Consider the following 18394-nt stretch of genomic DNA (forward strand, 5'->3'; position numbering starts at 1 on the left):
TCGATTATTATGTTCTATAAAATTGAACGTAAGCTTTAGCCAAGCGTTGAAGCAAACATAAACCCGACCTAAATCAAAGAATGCAGGTTCAGTCATGATTTCTATTAAACAGATCAAATATGCCACCGCTGTTGCCAAAACGCTTCACTTCAAAAAGGCAGCCGATATGTGTCACGTGTCGCAATCTGCTTTAAGTACAGCCATAAGCGAATTGGAAAAACATTTAGGGGTTACTCTGTTTGAACGAAACAATAAGCAAGTGCTGATCACAAGAGAAGGCGAGCTGTTTCTTGCTAAAGCGAAAGACATTAGTGTCGCCATTGATGATATTTACCAAATAGCGCAGTTGTCAAAAGCACCGCTTTCTGCACCCATGTCCATAGGTGTTATTCCCACCATAGGCCCATACTTGCTCCCGAAAGTACTACCTAGCGTGAGGCAAGCCTACCCTGATTTTTCGCTGAGAATTGTCGAAGATCAATCACACGTGCTAGTAGAAAAAGTCAGAGAAGGTGAAATTGACGCCGCCATTTTGGCATTACCCTACCCGCTAGAAAACTTGATCAGTTTTCCGTTTTGGCAAGAGGACTTTTACTGGATTGCGCACAAAGACCAATGTCCTTCGAGCTTAACGGAAATTACCACCAAAGAAATGGCGACAGATAACCTAATGCTGTTAAAAGATGGTCATTGTTTAAAAGATCACGCTTTAGCAGCCTGTCACTTAACAACAAAAGATACCACCACAGATGTCGATTCAACCAGTTTATATACATTGATCCAAATGGTTGCCGGAAAACTAGGAACGACACTAGTGCCTGAAATGGCATTGGAGCAACTCGTTAACCACAACAGCGAGCTGAGTGCATTGCACTTAAACGAACCAGGACCGCACCGCTCTATCGCTTTCATTATTCGACCAAACTATGTGCGAACTAACGACATAGATATTTTAATGAAGATAATGAAAAAGCAGCTAGCCAACTAAGCTTATCAATAAGAAATCAACGTAACCATCACCCAAACAAAAAGCTATCTTCTAATTACCTGATAGCTATCTTCTATTTTTTGGAATGTATTCCTGTCGCTAGATAAGCAAGAGTATAAAGGCACAACAAATGAGGAGAGAAGAAATGTTAAATTGGTTCCAACAAATCGTAAATGCTAATCAAGACAAGCGTCAGACTGACGTAAACACTAAAAACAGCAACCTAATAGATAGTCATCAAAGTCACTGTAATTACGCCAACAATTACTACGGCGATCAAGTGTGTCAGTCTGATAAGGCCAAGTAATTTAAAGGGCTAGCACTTTAGCCACTAGCTTACTAATTCCAGCTTCTGCTTCCACTAAGTTAGTGGCAAGCATGTAAGCTGGTGTACTTACCACCTTGCGTTCATCATCAACGACAATATCATCTACTGCACATTCGACATGCTCACCGCCTAATGCAGAGATAGCTTCGGCTGTATCAGTGTCATTACCAATAGTGACCTTAACACCTTTGCCGTATACCGCTGGCATCATAGCAGGGGCAATACACATATATCCTGCCGCTTTACCTGCTTGAGCAAATGCCTGACAAGCGGTTAATACCTGTGATTGAACACTTGCCTCAGCGCCTTTTACCGCAAAGTCAGACAAGTTTTTAGCGGCACCAAAACCACCAGGAAGAATAAGTGCATCGAAATCTTCAACTTCTAGCTCTTCAAGCGCTTTTACTTCACCGCGAGCAATACGAGCGGACTCTTCTAAGACATTGCGCGGTGTTGCCACTTCTTCACCAGTTAGATGATTTAAGGTGTGCATTTGCTGTATATTTGGTGCGAAACACTGATAGCTAGCACCCGCTTTTGTGATATGTAACAAGGTTAATACTGCTTCGTTTATTTCCGCGCCATCAAAGACGCCGCAGCCAGATAAAATAACCGCTACTTTTTTCATGATTTCTTCCTAACTAAATGACTTAATTGTATTAATAAAACTAACATTATCGACGACCACATTAGCGCGGCAAAAGGCACACTTGTACCGTCATAGAAATACGCGAGAATTGGCCCTGCAAAAGATCCTATACCAAACCTAAGCATGCCAATAACGGCTGTTGCGGTACCAACTTCTTTAGAAAATTCCAGTAATACTAACGCATCGGCGTTAACCGCCATGATTGAAATACTACCCATCAGGGGTAACAAAAATATTACCGTAAATATCAGAGGCAAGGAAAAAGCATTCACCAACAATAGGCCACTACTGCATAAAGTGCCTACCAGTAAACCAATAGATAACATGCGCCTTGAGCCTAGCTTAGTTACCCAGCGCGTATTAGTAAAATGCGCCGTCATCAAACCAAAAACCGTTAAGCCAAACAACAAACTAAAAGTAAATTCCGACACCTGATACACAGTCATGTATACGAACGGGATAGCCGTAATAAAAGCAAAAAACGCCAAAGAAACCAGCATCGAGCTAAGTAAATCTAAGCGCGCTGCTTTATGCCCTAACACGACTTTATAACGTTTAAGGAATTCTAGTGAAGTCGTTTCTTTTTCAATCATTTCACTCGGTAAAAACCGCCAAGTGAGCAATAAAATTAACAAGCTATAACCCGCTAACGACAGAAAAATCGCTTGCCAGCTATGTAGCAAAATAACACTACCTATGGCAGGTGCGACCATAGGTGCCAACATCATGATCATCGACACATAAGAAAACCCCTTGGCCGTGTCTTGTTGATAACGCTCACGAATGGTTGCCGGTACTGTCACTGTTGCGGCACTACTAATAAATGCCTGACAAAATCTTAACGCCAGAAACTCTTCGACACTGGTCGTAAACGCCAACAAACAGCTAAACAAGGTAAAGCCAGATAATCCCACCATGACCATGGTGCGACGGGCAAATTTATCTGACAGAGGTCCGCTAAAAAATAGGCCAAGTGAAAACCCGATTAAATAAATACTAAGCGTATTTTGCACCGTCGGCATTGTGGTGTCGAAATCGGTTACCAGTATTGGCATCGCAGGTAAGTACATGTCGATAGCCAAAGGCGAAACCGCAATAATTGACGCTAACAAAGGCAATAAAAACTTTAAAGGAATCGTTTTATTCGCGTGAAGTGGTTGAATACTCATTACCGTCCTTGTGGTTTAGGGTATTGGTGAACTAACTTGCCCAAGGTTTCTACTGCCTGATCAACACCATCATGCCATTTCACGCCAAAACTTATTCGCATATAGTTCTTGTATTTACCCGACGGTGAAAAAATTTGTCCTGGTGCAAAGCTCACGCCTTGCTCAATCGCTTGATGAAAAATATCACTGGTATTGATATAAGAACGGCATCTAACCCAAAGCACACTGCCTCCTTGTGGCCTAGAGACACATACGTCTTCAGGAAAGTGTTTTGCAATTAGGCCGATCATTCGCTCTCTATTATAGCGTAAGGTTTTGCGTAACACGCTTAAGTGGCGATCGTAATCTCCTGAAAGTAAGTAATCGGTTAAAGTCCATTGCTGTAACATTGCCGTAGAGCACGATTGCGCTCGTTTAATGCGTTTTGCTGCTTCTTCAAATTTCCCAGGAATTAGCCAACCCAATCGATAACCTGGCGCGGCAGTTTTCGAAAAAGACGAACAGGTCATCACCAAGCCTTTTTCCGAATAAAGCTGAGCAGGAATGGGTCTAGATTCGGTAAAATACAGATCACTATAAACGTCATCTTCTATTAAAGGGATATCTCTAGACTCTAGCAGCTTCACTAACGCCTGACGCTTTTCATTTGGCATAACCGAACCTAGTGGATTGTTTACCGCAGTTGAGAATAAGCAGGCTGTCACCTGATGTTGCTCTAACATATTCTCAAGTTCAGTTAAGCAAATGCCATCTTCAGTACAGGTGTACACTTCAAGTGCCTTCATCCCCAAGCTTTCAATAAGTTCGATCAAGCCAAAATAGCATGGTGATTCTACCGCAATAACATCGCCACGCTTGGCAACACATTGCAGCGCAATCGCAATTGCTTCTTGGGCGCCATTGGTGATCACCATGTCATGATGATTGACATCAACTCCCATTTCTTGGTATCTCAGCGCAATAGTAAGTCTTAACTTAGCGTCGCCATTTACAGGACCATAACTGACCGCTTTCTCAGAAACCCGGCTGATTACCGAGCGCATTAGCCTCGCCAGAGTTTTATCGGGTGGATGAGCATTAACCGGATTAGAAATACCTAAGGCAACGGTATCAGGAATGTGTAGCGCATCGTAAACCTGTTCAATCAAACTTCTACATGAAACTTCTACCGGCTGACACCTAGCCCACTTTGCCTTCATCGGCAGCAGAGTTCTGGCATTTTGCGCTTTTAAGTAATAACCCGATTGCGGGCGAGCAGAGACACTGCCTTGTCGCTCAAGTTCAACATAAGCCTGTTTTACCGTTGGCACACTAATACCAAATTGGCTGCTAAGCTTACGAAGGCTAGGCAATTTATCTCCGGGCTTTAAAGCACCGCTTTTTGCCTGCTTTTCCACATAGTCGATAACTTGTTGATACAAAAATTCAGGAGCAGATTTATCAAGTAAGCGCAAAACTGTATAAGTTCCATTTTCATTTTTTTGTATATGTTATTAAAACAAAGAATCGCTACACTGTCTATCAAAGGATCAACAACAACCGATAAACAAATAGGAAAAATTGATGAGAGTAATAGGCTTATATGCCGCTACCGTATTAATCTGGGGCTCAACCTGGTTTGCTATTAATTTTCAATTAGGTACTGTTGCACCAGAAGCCTCTGTGGTTTATCGATTCGTATTAGCTTCTCTCATTGTGTTTATTTATTGTTTAGCGCGAAAACAATCTTTACGCTTTTCACTTAAGCAGCACGGACAACTGGCGTTATTTGGTATTTGTTTGTTTGGTACTAACTATTTTTTACTGTACAACGCGCAATCTCATATTAATTCGGCGCTATCTTGTATCGCTTTTTCAACCTTACTTATTATGAATATTGTCAACGCGCGTCTTTTCTTTGGCACTAAGGTATTACCTGCGGTCTATGTAGGTGGCGCATTGGGACTCATAGGCATTATCACCTTGTTCTGGCCTCAAGCGACAAGTCTATCGCTGTCAGATGCAACAGTGTTTGGCTTTGTATTATGCTTACTGGGTACCTTGTCGGCTTCGTTTGGCAATATGCTTTCTATAAAAAACCAACAAGATGGTTTCGCTATCATGCCTGCAAACGCTTGGGCTATGGGTTATGGCTCGTTGTTTATGACGATACTGCTATTCATTCAAGGCAAGACCTTTAACTTTGATTGGAGCTTTGATTACCTAGCATCATTGTTTTATTTATCGGTGTTTGGCTCAGTGATCGCGTTTGCTTGTTACTTGAGCTTACTTACCCAAATTGGCGCCCATAAAGCGTCCTATAGCAATATTTTGTTTCCTGCAGTTGCTGTGGTCATTTCAACATTTTTTGAAGGATTTGAATGGACAACCTACACAATTCTCGGATTTACCGCCATTATGCTTGGCAATATGGTTCTGCTCATTAAACCTAAAAAAGTCAAAGATAAACTTCTTGTAGAAGAAAAGAAGAAAGAAACGAAGAAAGAAACAGAAAAACAAACAAGGGAGTTGGTGACAGAATAATTTGCTCGCGCAAACCTTTTCTCTACCTGTTGAAGTCTAGGTAGGGGTTACGATCTGCGGTTCCTTCCCCGCAGATCGTTTTTTCTTGTGTTATTAGAAAACACTTAACTCAACGGTTAGCCTAGCTACCAATTGGTGAACCCGGTGGAAGTTTCACTTCTGACACAGGAGTCACTTGTTTACCCTGTTCTAGGCTAAACTCAATTTGGCTTTCAAGAAGCGAGTAATGGGCTGCAAGTTGGCGATACTTTTTACTATCAGCCTTATCTTCCAACCAGTCACTTAAGTCTTTTAAGGCGACAAACACCTCGGCTCTTACTTCACTAGCCAATCCTTTTTGATGCCATAGCGCGAGTAAATGCTCAACAACTTGCTGATTTACTCTTTGTTGTACCAATAACGCCAGCCCCTTTTCTGGCTGATGATAAATGGTCGCCTTGAGCAAATTGTCAATCACGGTATTTACCGAAGGAATATCACCATTTATCACAGACTGCTGCGCTAAACGCGACAAGCGACCACTATTTAACAACAGTTTAATGGTGTGTTTTGCACTCGCTTCAGCTGCAGTAACTGGATCAAAAGTTAAACCCGTTTTGCTTGGTGAACTTTCACGATCTCGATAGTAACCATATGCTTTGGGTGGAATTAAGCGAATAATATCTTGCGGTAGAGTCAGAACATCTGTTGATAATGTTTTTAGCAATGCATTTAATGCAGATTTTTGCTCTTTAGCAGAAACAACTGTGTAGTTTTCTTCACCCTCACCTTTTATTTGATAGGTATATTCAATACCCGATATCGCTTTAGCTGCCGCTTCTACTTGATAACGATGGAAGTTATAAATAGGCACTAGTACCTTTTCGATTTCAGACATTGGTGTGCCATGAGGAATGCTGTTGATACCAAAATCGCTTAATGCTTTTTCACGTACTTTTAGAACACGTAACAGCTCTTGGCTGGCATCGCTTCCGTTATCCCATAAATGACCATGGTTATCTGCACCCGATTGTGGGCGGGCATCCGGATCCGACATATACAGCAAACCTTTCGCTTGGCCTGCCTTAATGACAGATGCTAAATAGGCTTCTTCATTTTCAGTAACATCTTGATAGCCGTAAGCGACTACATGTTTATCCCACTCGCCGATTTTATCGTCGTATGCATTTGATAAATCGACTTCGCCGTCTTTCAGTTCAATATATGGGTGAGGATAGTCCATTACAGATGCACGATTGTTAACACTAGCAGAGAAGTTATGAGCGATACCTAAGGTATGGCCCACTTCATGAGCAGACAACTGGCGAATACGCGCTAATGCCATTTCCTTCATTTTAGACGTATCAGTTTCAGGCGTTTTAAACGGTGAAGTTAGGCCTAATGCGATTAAGTAGTCTTGGCGAACACGCAAAGAACCGAGTGTTACATGACCTTTAATGATCTCACCGGTACGCGGATCCACTACAGAAGAGCCATAAGACCAACCGCGAGTTGCACGATGAACCCACTGGATAACATTGTACCTAACATCCATAGGATCAGCGTCTGCAGGCAACATTTTTACTTGATACGCATTTTTATAGCCAATAGCTTCGAATGCTTGCTCCCACCAACGAGCGCCTTCTAATAACGCACTTTTAACAGGCTCCGGAACGCCAGCATCTAAGTAATAGACAATAGGCTCCACTGCTTCACTTACCTTAGCACTAGGGTCTTTTTTTGCTAAACGGTGACGAGGAATAACTCGCTGAACTAATTGCTCATCAATTTCCGTCGCATAATCGGCATAACTTGATACCATAAAGCCACTATATGGGTGGAATTTGCGTGGCGTGTAGTTATCGTCAGGTAACTCGATTAGTGAATGATGGAAATTAACGGTAACCGCTGAACTATCTGGGGTTACCGAGCGTAAGTAACGACCGGCACCAGAACCTTTAAAAGTCACCGTTGCTTCTAATTCAGTATTTTTAGGAAACGCTTTAGTGCGCTTTAAATACACAGCACTTCTGGATTTATCAACGGAAAAGTTACCCTGCTTGGTTCTTTTTAACGTCGAAGCAAGACCATGAATATCTGAAAGTAAGAAGTTAGTGTAATCGACAAGTACCTTATTTCCGCCGTCTTCAACAACGGTAAAACCCCAGATGATAGAGCTGGCAAACGCTTCATCCATTGCTTGTTTTTCTAATTCGTTGTCACTATCGGCACGGTAATAAGTATTTAACTGACGCAACAACACCTTTTTACCTACACGCTCGAACTTTACCACACGGGTGTTGCCCAGTTGGCCTCGGTCTAAGCCAATGTCATTAGAGCCGACGCCTTTAGGCATGGAGCTTAGAAAAATAAACTCTTGATCAAATTTATCTATTTCTAAATAAACCTTGCCTGTTTCTTGATCAAAATAAAAGCTATAAAAACCAGCTTGATGCTGCTTATCTTTAATAAACGATTGATAGTCTGCCAGAGCACTAAGTGAAAAAATACTACAAAATATGAGTAAGGATACTCGCGTTAAGAATTTCATTCTCATTCCTTCTAAATAACACCAAGGCTGTGAAATTAATAGCTTTATAACTACTAAAGCTTGATGAATTATTGTTATAATTCAGCTGAAAGTTATGCTGAAACGTTTTAATTTTTACCTTTTATCAGGTAATTCATTAAAACCTTGCTAGCTCAATAATTTACGCACCCGTGCTTAGTTTTCATTTTTTAAGACTAAGTACGATATATAAACAAAACTAACAGCCATACTCTAAAAAATTAGGTACGACAATGCAACGACTCGCCCCAGCTTTACGTGAAGATAATGTTCCTTTAGATTTAATTTCCCTAATAAAAACCATTTTAGCGGCGACAAAGGAAATTTCATTTCGTGTTAGCCAAGCACACCTTGGCGGATTAATGGGTTCAACTTTAGACGAAAATATCCAAGGCGAGATTCAAAAGAAACTTGATGTTGTCGCCAATGAGCTCATTAAAGATATCTTATTAGAATCGGGGTTTGTAAAAGCAATTTCTTCTGAAGAAGAAGAAAGCTCAGTAGCAGGTGATCCTGATGGCAAGTTTGTTGTGTCTTTTGATCCATTAGATGGCAGCTCAAACATCGATATCAACTCATTAATCGGTACTATTTTCTCTATCCATGAAGCTATTCCAGGCATGGATGCTGAAGACCCAGCGCAGTTCCAACAACCAGGTCATAAACAAGTGTGTGCAGGCTATGTGCTTTATGGTCCATCAACAATGTTAGTGATGACCACAGGTCAAGGTACTCACTTTTATGTATTAGATCGTACCCACGGTGGTTATTTGTTAGTTGAACGAAACGTACAAGTGCCTGTTGACACTAAAGAGTTTGCGATTAATATGTCAAACCAGCGCTTTTGGCAAGAGCCAATGCAAAATTACATTGCTGATTTAGTTGCTGGTGAAACTGGCCCTCGCGGCAAGAACTTTAATATGCGTTGGATTGCAGCTATGGTAGGCGATATTCACCGTGTACTAACTCGAGGGGGGATTTTCACCTACCCTGCAGATAACAAAAATCCAGAAAAGCCGTACAAGCTTCGCTTAATGTATGAAGCAAACCCAATGAGTTTCCTTATTGAGCAAGCGGGTGGCTTAGCCATGACTTCTCAAGGTCGCATTATGGATATTGAACCAAATGATATTCATCAACGCGTTGAAGTTATAATGGGCTCTAAAAACGAAGTAGAAGCCTGCTTGAGTTATTACAAATAGCTCACCCTTTGTTATTTCGCATCAGTTACTTTCCTGCTTCGTGCAGCGGATATCTAAGTAACTGGTGCTACTACTTATTCATCTTATGTATAAGTGTCAGCGATTTTTACACTTATTAATTCTTTCTGTTCATAAGCCTTACTACCTTTTGTTTTTAATGAATTTTTTAGATTGGCAAAAAACTTGCTAATAGCGATTTGCTATAAAAAGCGCTAATTTTACTAACAAGGAATATATGGAAATGTTGAAAAAACTTCTTATGGTTGCAGTTCTTGCAACTGCTTCTATCACGGCAAAAGCTAATATTATCGTTGATGTAGAACTACAGTTACTTGCTGATGTTTCAGGAAGTGTAGATGATAGTGAATATGCTTTACAGTTAGAAGGCTATGCAAATGCATTTCGTTCACAAGACGTAATTAATACGATCTTAGCAGGAAACAATGGACAGATTGCGGTGCAATATATTGAGTGGGCATATGAATATCAGCAGGAGATTCAAATTAATTGGACTCTGATTGATAGCGCACAAGCTGCTTTAGATTTTGCAGACACACTAACTAACCTTTCAAGAGCATTTGAAGGTTGGACAGGTATTGGCGCCGCTATAGAATTTGGTGCAGCCCAATTTGCCAATAATGGTTTCGAATCAACTCGCCAAGTAATGGATATTTCTGGAGACGGTGAGTCAAATAGAGGCATTGCTACATCAGTAGCAAGAGACAACGCGTTAGCAAACGGTATCGATACCATTAATGGCATCACTATAGGAACCGCATCAGGTTTACAGGCATTTTATCAAAACAATGTAATCGGCGGAGTCGGTGCATTCCACCTACATGCTGATACATTTGCTGATTTTGAAGCAGGTATTGAAAGAAAGCTAATTAAAGAAATCCGCTCAGTACCTACACCAGCAACTATCGCTTTATTTGGTCTTGCACTAGCCGCTTTATCATTAAGAAAGCGCAGCTAAGAATAACCCCAAGTAAATCAATGCTAATCATCAAGCCGTTTATTTCGATAAGCGGCTTTTTATTGGACAAATATAAAATCAAATCTATGCTTTGTAGAGTAATCGCAGACTCCTCTTTGCCTTAATAAAAGGAATTAAAATGAAACCATATATATTAGGTAGTTTAATATCACTCGTGTTATTTGGCTGTGGAGGAGGAGGAAGTAGCAGTAGCTCTAGCTCTCCTTCTGGCGGAAATTCCTCACCTACAACACCGACTGTAACTGAGTCTAAAGGTGTTGTTATTGATAGTCCTATCGAGGGAATATCCTATACGGCTAACAGCTTTAGTGGCGTCACTGACGCTAACGGAGAATTTAGTTACCGAACTGGTGAAACGATTACTTTTTCTATTGGCGAATTCGAACTAGCTAAAGTCGAAGGCAAAGCATTCATCACGCCGATGGATTTAATGGATATCTCAAACATTCACTCACATAGCGTCATTAATTTCGCGCGATTTGTTCAGTCAGTAGATGAAGACCAGGACGTCAATAACGGCATTACCCTCTCTGAAGACACAATTAATATTATTTCTAGCTTCAAAGACGACCTTAGTTTTGCATTATCAATTGAGGATTTTGAAACTGACCCATCAGCAGCGGGCATACTCTCTCAATTAAACCGAACGCTAGTTTCGGCTGAGAGCGCTATTAGCCACCTTAAAGGTTCCCTTGACGCCATCAGCGCTCCAGCACCTGTTATCGGTTTTAATGCAACAGTGAACTACAACTATGAAAGACAAGAACGAAAAGAAAAAGTACAACTTTATCAAGTAGCTGATTCAAGTAGTTATGTTGAAAAGCAGATATATCGCCCCAATCCAGTCGGTGACGTAGAAATCAATCAACCAGCTAATCATGAAATTTATTTAGGTATTGACCCGATTTATGAAAGCGCCAATGGCGATGTAGAGTTTGTAAAAGCATTTGTCGAAGGCGTTGGTGCAGATGATCCGACGTTAGTGATGTTGTTTCAATTCAGATCAACGATGGAAACGCTATACAATAATGGCCAACTCTTTGGCTTCTCCATAACAACAAATCAAGATGATTTTCGTGTTTACTTGAACCAAAAATACGAATTCATCATGCACCAAAATGACCAAGAGTTGTATGAGCAAGTTAAATTTGCCGTTTCTTATATTGATGAGAGTAACCAAGCGTATGTTTATTTACCTTTAAGCCTTCTATCGTCGTCACCGAACAGCCTATTTGACAATAACGCAGTAAACACATTCACACCTATATTTGTTAGCGGAGACGACATAACTTGGAGTGGCGAGCAAAAAACGTTTTACTTGGAAGAGCCGGTTTACTCTTCACCTAGTGCAATAACGTTAACATTAGAAGCAAACTCTTTTAATTTTACCCTGACCGACCCTTCGTGTGACGATGAAGTAATCAGCGAGCAATACGATGGCGAACAACTTGCGTTTACCTTTGGTTCACCTGTTCAGCAAGGTGATGTTCAACGTAGGAGCCTGACAGCTGAGCTATCCTATACTTTCCCTATACTTGAAATGGATGAAAACGATGTGTGTTACGTAGGTCGCTCTGAAATTTCATTTGATGATGCTTTTGATCCAGCATTTAGCATTACTTCTTATTCGAGCGACTGGAAACTTACCCAATACGACAAAGTGAGACTGTTTAATCCGGTAGGGCTGTTATCCACTTCACAATCTGATCTGACTTTTATGATGGCTCGCGGATATAGTGCTCTTCCTAACGACCTAAAAGAAGCTGCTTATTTACAAGTAAATAGTAGTTTAAATTATTCAATCACCAATAAAATTAAGGTAAGTGGTTCCACAATGTATGCCGTGTACCCTGGGTATGAACACCCAGTTAAGTCCTCAAATTCAAACAGTTGGCGCCTTTACATTGATTAGTTTTTACTTATATAACTAATTAAAGTCGCTTATCACCATAAGCGGCTTTTTTTTGTGCTGATCTTTTTGTTAAAATAGCGCCAGTTTTCAAATCAATCACACTCGATAGAGATTTTTTATGCCTAATTATGTAGTGGGTCACAAGATCCCAGATTCAGATTCTATCTGTTCAGCTATTGCATTATCGTACCTAAAAACCACGTTAGGGGAAGAAACCGTTCCGGCACGTTTAGGTGAGTTGTCACCTGAAACTATGTTCATCTTAGATAAATTCGGTTTCGAACAACCTGAGCTTAAGATGAGCTATGCTGGTGAAAGTTTATATATCGTTGACCACTCAGAGCGCACCCAAGGTCCTGACGACATCGATGATGCAACAATTCTAGGCATTATCGATCACCACAAACTTGGTGATATTACAACGTCTACACCACTTGAGTGTTGGATCCGTCCAGTTGGTTGTACAAATACTATCATCAAAATGATGTATGACTTCCACAATGTCGAAATTCCAAAGAATATTGCTGGCGCTATGATGTGCGCTATCTTATCTGATACTGTTATCTTTAAATCACCAACGTGTACAACAGCTGATATTAAGTGCGTTGAAGCCTTAGCTGAAATTGCTGGTATTGAAGATCCTCAAGCGCTTGGCATGGAAATGTTCAAAGTTAAATCAGCGGTTGAAGGCACACCAATTCGCGACTTAGTGTTACGTGACTTTAAAGACTTTGATATGAACGGTAATTTAGTCGGTATCGGTCAATTAGAAGTTATCGACTTAGCTATTTTCGATAATATCAAAGAAGAACTTGAAGCAGATATCGCGGCATTAAAAGCCGAAGGTAACCGTCATTCAGTGATGTTACTATTAACTGATATTATGAAAGAAGGCTCAGAAGTATTAGTGGTAAGCGATAGCGATGACTTAACTGAGCGCGCTTACGGTAAAGCATCAGAAAATGGTCGCGTTTGGTTAGACGGCGTATTATCTCGTAAGAAACAAGTTGTACCGCCATTACAAGAATCATTTAGCTAACCCATTATTTTATATTAAAAAAGCTCAGCATCGCGCTGGGCTTTTTTTGTCTATACAACACTATCAATCACATCACTAAAAAGGAGAAAAAATGAATATATCAAACAGTAATCGCTTAAGTTTTCGCTTAATGGACAGTAACGATGCAGATTTATTGTTCGCATTAGACCAAGATCCTGAGGTGATGAAATACATTAACGGCGGTACGCCAAACTCGCGTGAAACGATCGATGATGTTTTTGTACCGAGAATGGAAAGCTATCGCAACCCCGACAAAGGCTGGGGGTTATGGCAAGTAAGCTCAACAGAAGCTAACGAATATCTCGGCTGGATTCTCATTCGCCCGATGGAGTTTTTCACCGACGCACCTGAGCTTGATAATTTAGAAATTGGTTGGCGCTTCTTTCAAAAAAGCTGGGGAAAAGGCTACGCAACGGAAGCCGCAAAACATATCCTTGAAACAATTAGCCAACAAGATACCAGTATCAAAGCGTTCAGCGCTATTGCCGATACCGATAATTTAGGCTCAATTGCCATTATGAAAAAGCTTGATATGGCTTTTGTTAAAAGCTATCACTACAAGGATGCCGTATTAGATTGCGATGTTGATTTATATAAAATCGAATTAGATCGCGCGTAATGTAAATTTCTTGTAATGAATCTGACCTTAATCTGACTAGTTGAATTAACAATAAAGTGACAACTATCAGATTAAGGGAAGACTATGGAACTTGAGGTTCAAGGGGTAACCAAAAGTTATACCAAAGTAAAAGCAGTGAACAATCTGTCTTTTACCGTTGAAACCGGGGAAATATTTGCGTTATTAGGTCCTAATGGCGCAGGTAAATCATCTTTAGTAAAAATGCTCACGGGATTTACCGAGCCCGATGATGGTGCTATTAAAGTATCAATCGAACAAGAGTGCTTTAATCATATTCCTAGCTGGGCACTTGGCTACCTTCCAGAAGATCGCGGTTTATACCCACAAAAAACCATACTTGATAACATCGTTTATTTTGCGCAACTCAACGGTATGTCAAAAAAAGACGCTACAGAGCAAGCAAAAGTTTGGTTAGAAAAGTTTGATTTACAGGATAGAGAAGCGGACTTATTGAAATCGCTATCTAAAGGTAATCAACAAAAAGTACAACTGATCACCGCGGTTATACACTCGCCAAAGTGGGTCATTTTAGATGAACCATTTTCAGGATTAGACCCTGTTAACCAAGAAAAAGTAGTGCAGTTTCTTCAAGAATTAAAAGCACTCGGCATGACAGTTATTCTCAGTGCTCACCAAATGGCAATGGTAGAAAAAATTGCCGATCACATACTTTTACTCAATCATGGACAGCAAGTCTTTTACGGCACATTAAGTGAGATAAAGGCGCAAAGTAATGCTCAACAAGTGGTGGCAAGTTATCACTCGGCGATTTCACCAGAAGCATTGAGCATAAGCTTAACAGACCTAGAGTTTAGCTTAGTTAATGAGACAACGGTCAAGATCGTCGGCGAAGGCGCTAGTGATTTAAATGCGTTATCTCAGAAGCTCACCCAGTTAGGGCAATTAGCTTCCTTACAATCAGAACAGTTAGATCTGCATCAAATTTATATTCAAGCAATCGAAGGCCATGGAGGAAGTGTTGATGAAGCAGCATAACAAACAGCAAGTTTGGCTAGTCACTAAATGGGAATTCATGCACTTCTTTAAATGGAAGCAAGAAATCATTTCGAAATTAATCATGTTCGGTATTATCGGGGTGATTTTTGCGTGGCAACACTTTAAAACCGACAGTATCGATGTCTATAAAGTGGCGGTTTTCGGTCAAGAAATTCAACTTAAAAGCACCAGTAAATTTACTTTTGTTCCAATGGATATCCAAGACAAAAGTCTATTGGTTGGTGAAGAGAGTGAATTTGACGCCGTGCTGGAACATAAAAAAACCAGTGATGATAAAATTGAACTTGAGCTGACTTCGTTTGACAAGCAAGAGTGGCAGTTAGCGCTATTTACCGAGTTAAATGAGCAGTATCGGCTGCAAGTTGCTGAACAATTTAACCTAGAAAAAAACCAGTTAGCATTGCTTCAAGATCCTATAGAACTTGGGCAAAGCTATTTAAATGAAGCCATCAAGTCGGAAGATGAGTCGAGTGAAATGCTTGCCTTTATCACAGTCTTTATTATGGCCATGGGAATCTTTACGTCTTTTGGTCAGCTATTTGCCAGTATCACAGGCGAAAAGCAACAAAGGGTTACAGAGCAGCTTTATTCTTGTATTAGCGCTCAAACCTGGATTGATGGCAAGATCTTCGGTCAAATGCTTCACGCAGTAAAAGCCATGTTTACCACGGCTATTAGTGGCTTTATTGGCTATGCTTTTATCGTCGTTATTATTGATGGCGGCTCTATTGATTTGTCACAAGTCGACTGGAGTTTTGTTCCTCCGCTATTAATCTTCTCATTAGTCGGTATTTACATTAGTACAGCGTTTATTGCCGCAATTGCTGCCGCGATTGACGATCCGAATCACAGTGGTAAAACCGGTATGACACTTATCCCAATGCTACCGCTAGTGTTAACCTTTATGACGATTAGCGAACCAAGTGGCTGGGCGATGACGTTATTAAGCTACCTTCCTTTTACTGCGTTTATTGCCATGCCAGTTAAAATGTCATTAGTGGACGTTCCTTGGTGGCAAGTACTTATCGCATTTACTTCGTGTTTGGTGTTTGCTTTATGGTTACGACAAGGCGCTGCGCGCATGTTTAAGATGGGCATGGTGATGTATGGAAAAGAGCCTGACTTTGCCACTATGATGGCATGGATGATCACTGAGCCAAAGCATCGATAAATATTAGTAATCGAAACGATTAAATGAAAAAGACCAGCAAATGCTGGTCTTTTTGTACGTATCTATCTAAAGAAAAAGACTTACTTTTCTGCTTTTTCTTTAGTTTTTGCTTTGGCTTTTTTTAGCTTGTCTTTGTGGTTTAACTCGTAATCAGGCATTTCTTTGTTACCGTCAATTAAGTAGTTATCCATCCAACGCATTAAGCGTAAGCTGTAGTCATATTGTGCAGCAACTTTGCGGTTACCATGACCTTCACCTGGGTAATATACTAAGCGGACATCTTTGCCTTGCACTTTCATGTAACGGTACATTTCCATTGATTGCGCAGGGTGTACGCGAGGGTCACTCTTACCGTGCATGATAAGTAATGGTGTTTTAGATTGACCTACCCAGTAAATTGGGCTGCGCTCTAAGTAATACTGCCACTTTTCCCACGGGTATGAACGCGCATGTACTAAGTGCATTTCATTGGAAATATCTGTAGTACCAAATTTTGACAGTTGGTTAGAAATACCAACAAACATAACACTTGTTGCAAAATGCTCTGTTAGTTTAGTCGCCGCCCAAGCTGAAGCATAACCACCGTAAGAGCCACCTGTCATACCAACACGGTTAGTATCAACTAAGCCCATATCCACTAAGTGTTTCTTGAAGGTCACTAAGTCATCGAACTCTTTACCCGCGTAATCATTTTGACCAAGTTTAGAGTAATCAACACCTTTACCTGTTGAGCCACGGTAGTTTGGATAAAATACCGCATAACCACGCGCAGCACCCATTTGACCTGGACGAGAGTAGTTAGTTAACCAACCATTTTTGTCATGACTTTCAGGACCACCATGTACCGACATAATAAGTGGGTAACGTTTTCCTTTTTTGTAATCTAGCGGATAAATTAATACACCGTCTAGCTCAGTACCATCTGGCGCGTTGAAAGAAATGGTTTCTTGTTTAGCAAACTTCTTATCCGCTAACCAAGGGTTTGAATCAGTAAGACGTGTCGTTTTATTCTTACCGCGAACAATGTATACCTCATTTGGATGTTTCGCAGTATTCGCTCTTAAGGCAATGGTTTTGTCTGAATCAGAGATTGATAGGTTACCTGCGATAAACTTACCCGCTTTAACCGTAGTCTTGTACTTGTTAGAGCCAGGCTTAATCGTTGCAACAACGGTTTCTGTACCAATGTTAGCAGTGAAGTTAAGCACGTTTGATTTATTAGACCATTCGATATCAGACACATGGCCTTTAAAATTAGGCAGCCACTCTTCAATCTTGCCAGATTTAGCATCGGCTAAGAATAAACGACCTGTAGCAGGATCATGCTTGTCTTCTGCACCAATAATAGCGATATGTTTACCATTTGGAGAAAACTCTGCGGTACCAAGCTTGCCCTCGGTCGCAAATGAAAGTTTCACATCACCGCTTTTCACGTCAAGTAAATGCCATTGAGACTTCGTATAACTATCGTCTATCAGCGCGGTTGGTTGCGTTTTCACAAGGAGTTGATCATCATCTTCTGACCAGTTCATTTGGCTTACATAAGCGTCAATTTCTACAGCATCTAACTTAAGCGGCTTAGAGCTAACCGCTAAATCAGTGATAAATAACTGACGATTCTTTAAACCCATTTCATACACTTCAGCTTTAAAACCAAGTTCTTTCAGCTTTTTCTCAGACTTATCTTTAGCTGGGTTTGCTAAAAGCGCTACCTTTGTTCCTGATGGGCTTAGTTGGTAACGTGCAATTGATGTGTCTTTTAACGACATCACTTCTTGGCGCTCACCACCATCGGTAGGGATACGGTAAAGCTTAGTGAACTTATCGCCTTTAAATTTAGCTGTAAAATAAATAAATTTACCGTCTGCTGACCACTGAATACTGCCAACATTGACTTTGCCTGAAATAAACGGACGCTCATTTCCTTTTGCGTCAACAATAAATAAATTTGAATAATTACGGCCATCTTTATCAACATACAGGGTACGAGGAATAGAGCGGGTAAACGCTACAAAGTCTCCACTTGGACTTACAGCCGTTTGAATAACAGATTTAATCTTGGGGATGTCTTCAATGGTAATGCCGCCATTATCTGCAGCAGAAGCAAAACCACTTGAAGCTAACAACGTAGAAACCGCCGTTAGAGAAGTAAGTAATTTACGCATAGTTTACTCTTATTTTTGTAGTTTA

The 18394-nt window shown here is 40.6% G+C and carries 15 protein-coding genes; 10 read left to right on the forward strand and 5 right to left on the reverse strand.

The window, feature by feature from the left end:
- Window positions 1-94: 94 nt before the first annotated feature.
- Together ACOB80_RS16090 and ACOB80_RS16095 are read left to right on the forward strand one after the other, a co-directional pair.
- Window positions 95-988 carry a hydrogen peroxide-inducible genes activator gene (locus tag ACOB80_RS16090; RefSeq protein WP_473166875.1) on the forward strand — a complete coding sequence of 298 codons (894 nt, stop codon included), beginning with the start codon at window positions 95-97 and terminating at the stop codon, window positions 986-988.
- Between the two features lie 145 nt (window positions 989-1133).
- Window positions 1134-1295 (forward strand): hypothetical protein, encoded by a 162-nt coding sequence (locus tag ACOB80_RS16095; RefSeq protein WP_473166876.1) that lies wholly within the window; start codon window positions 1134-1136, stop codon window positions 1293-1295.
- A 1-nt stretch (window position 1296) separates the two neighbouring features.
- Here the strand turns inward: ACOB80_RS16095 and elbB are convergent, their stop codons facing one another.
- The 3 genes from elbB to ACOB80_RS16110 are packed head-to-tail and all read right to left on the reverse strand — an operon-like array spanning window position 1297 to window position 4588.
- Window positions 1297-1944 carry an isoprenoid biosynthesis glyoxalase ElbB gene (gene elbB, locus ACOB80_RS16100; protein WP_473166877.1) on the reverse strand — a complete coding sequence of 216 codons (648 nt, stop codon included), beginning with the start codon at window positions 1942-1944 and terminating at the stop codon, window positions 1297-1299.
- Window positions 1941-3134, reverse strand: coding sequence for a multidrug effflux MFS transporter (locus ACOB80_RS16105; RefSeq protein ID WP_473166878.1), 1194 nt, complete (start codon window positions 3132-3134; stop codon window positions 1941-1943). Before ACOB80_RS16105 ends, elbB begins: the two co-directional genes overlap by 4 nt.
- Entirely contained in the window at window positions 3134-4588 is a 1455-nt protein-coding gene (locus ACOB80_RS16110) for an aminotransferase-like domain-containing protein (protein ID WP_473166879.1), read from the reverse strand. The genes ACOB80_RS16105 and ACOB80_RS16110 overlap by 1 nt, the downstream gene beginning before the upstream one ends.
- Window positions 4589-4697: 109 nt before the next feature.
- Between ACOB80_RS16110 and ACOB80_RS16115 the strand changes: the two genes are divergently transcribed.
- Window positions 4698-5657, forward strand: coding sequence for a DMT family transporter (locus tag ACOB80_RS16115; protein ID WP_473166880.1), 960 nt, complete (start codon window positions 4698-4700; stop codon window positions 5655-5657).
- A gap of 121 nt (window positions 5658-5778) precedes the next feature.
- Here the strand turns inward: ACOB80_RS16115 and ACOB80_RS16120 are convergent, their stop codons facing one another.
- The gene (locus ACOB80_RS16120; RefSeq protein ID WP_473166881.1) at window positions 5779-8193 is read right to left on the reverse strand and encodes a zinc-dependent metalloprotease; all 2415 of its coding nucleotides are present in this window, start codon (window positions 8191-8193) and stop codon (window positions 5779-5781) included.
- Window positions 8194-8438: 245 nt separating this feature from the next.
- Between ACOB80_RS16120 and ACOB80_RS16125 the strand changes: the two genes are divergently transcribed.
- The 7 genes from ACOB80_RS16125 (at window position 8439) to ACOB80_RS16155 (ending at window position 16204) form a co-directional block, all read left to right on the forward strand.
- Window positions 8439-9407, forward strand: a complete 969-nt coding sequence (locus ACOB80_RS16125) for a class 1 fructose-bisphosphatase (RefSeq protein WP_473166882.1) — start codon at window positions 8439-8441, stop codon at window positions 9405-9407.
- A 241-nt stretch (window positions 9408-9648) separates the two neighbouring features.
- Window positions 9649-10383: a DUF1194 domain-containing protein gene (locus tag ACOB80_RS16130; RefSeq protein WP_473166883.1), complete on the forward strand. Its 735-nt coding sequence runs from the start codon at window positions 9649-9651 to the stop codon at window positions 10381-10383.
- A 139-nt stretch (window positions 10384-10522) separates the two neighbouring features.
- Window positions 10523-12316, forward strand: coding sequence for a hypothetical protein (locus ACOB80_RS16135; RefSeq protein WP_473166884.1), 1794 nt, complete (start codon window positions 10523-10525; stop codon window positions 12314-12316).
- 118 nt (window positions 12317-12434) lie between these two features.
- Window positions 12435-13355, forward strand: a complete 921-nt coding sequence (locus ACOB80_RS16140; RefSeq protein ID WP_473166885.1) for a manganese-dependent inorganic pyrophosphatase — start codon at window positions 12435-12437, stop codon at window positions 13353-13355.
- 91 nt (window positions 13356-13446) lie between these two features.
- Complete coding sequence (locus ACOB80_RS16145; RefSeq protein WP_473166886.1) at window positions 13447-13995, forward strand: GNAT family N-acetyltransferase; 549 nt, start codon at window positions 13447-13449, stop codon at window positions 13993-13995.
- 84 nt (window positions 13996-14079) lie between these two features.
- On the forward strand, window positions 14080-15012 hold the full coding sequence (locus ACOB80_RS16150; protein ID WP_473166887.1) for an ABC transporter ATP-binding protein: 933 nt from the start codon (window positions 14080-14082) through the stop codon (window positions 15010-15012).
- Window positions 14999-16204 carry an ABC transporter permease gene (locus tag ACOB80_RS16155; RefSeq protein WP_473166888.1) on the forward strand — a complete coding sequence of 402 codons (1206 nt, stop codon included), beginning with the start codon at window positions 14999-15001 and terminating at the stop codon, window positions 16202-16204. The genes ACOB80_RS16150 and ACOB80_RS16155 overlap by 14 nt, the downstream gene beginning before the upstream one ends.
- Before the next feature lie 80 nt (window positions 16205-16284).
- On the opposite strand, the gene ACOB80_RS16160 is transcribed toward ACOB80_RS16155, so the two are convergent.
- On the reverse strand, window positions 16285-18369 hold the full coding sequence (locus ACOB80_RS16160) for a S9 family peptidase (protein WP_473166889.1): 2085 nt from the start codon (window positions 18367-18369) through the stop codon (window positions 16285-16287).
- Window positions 18370-18394: the final 25 nt, after the last annotated feature.

The sequence above is a fragment of the Thalassotalea coralli genome (assembly GCF_055786205.1).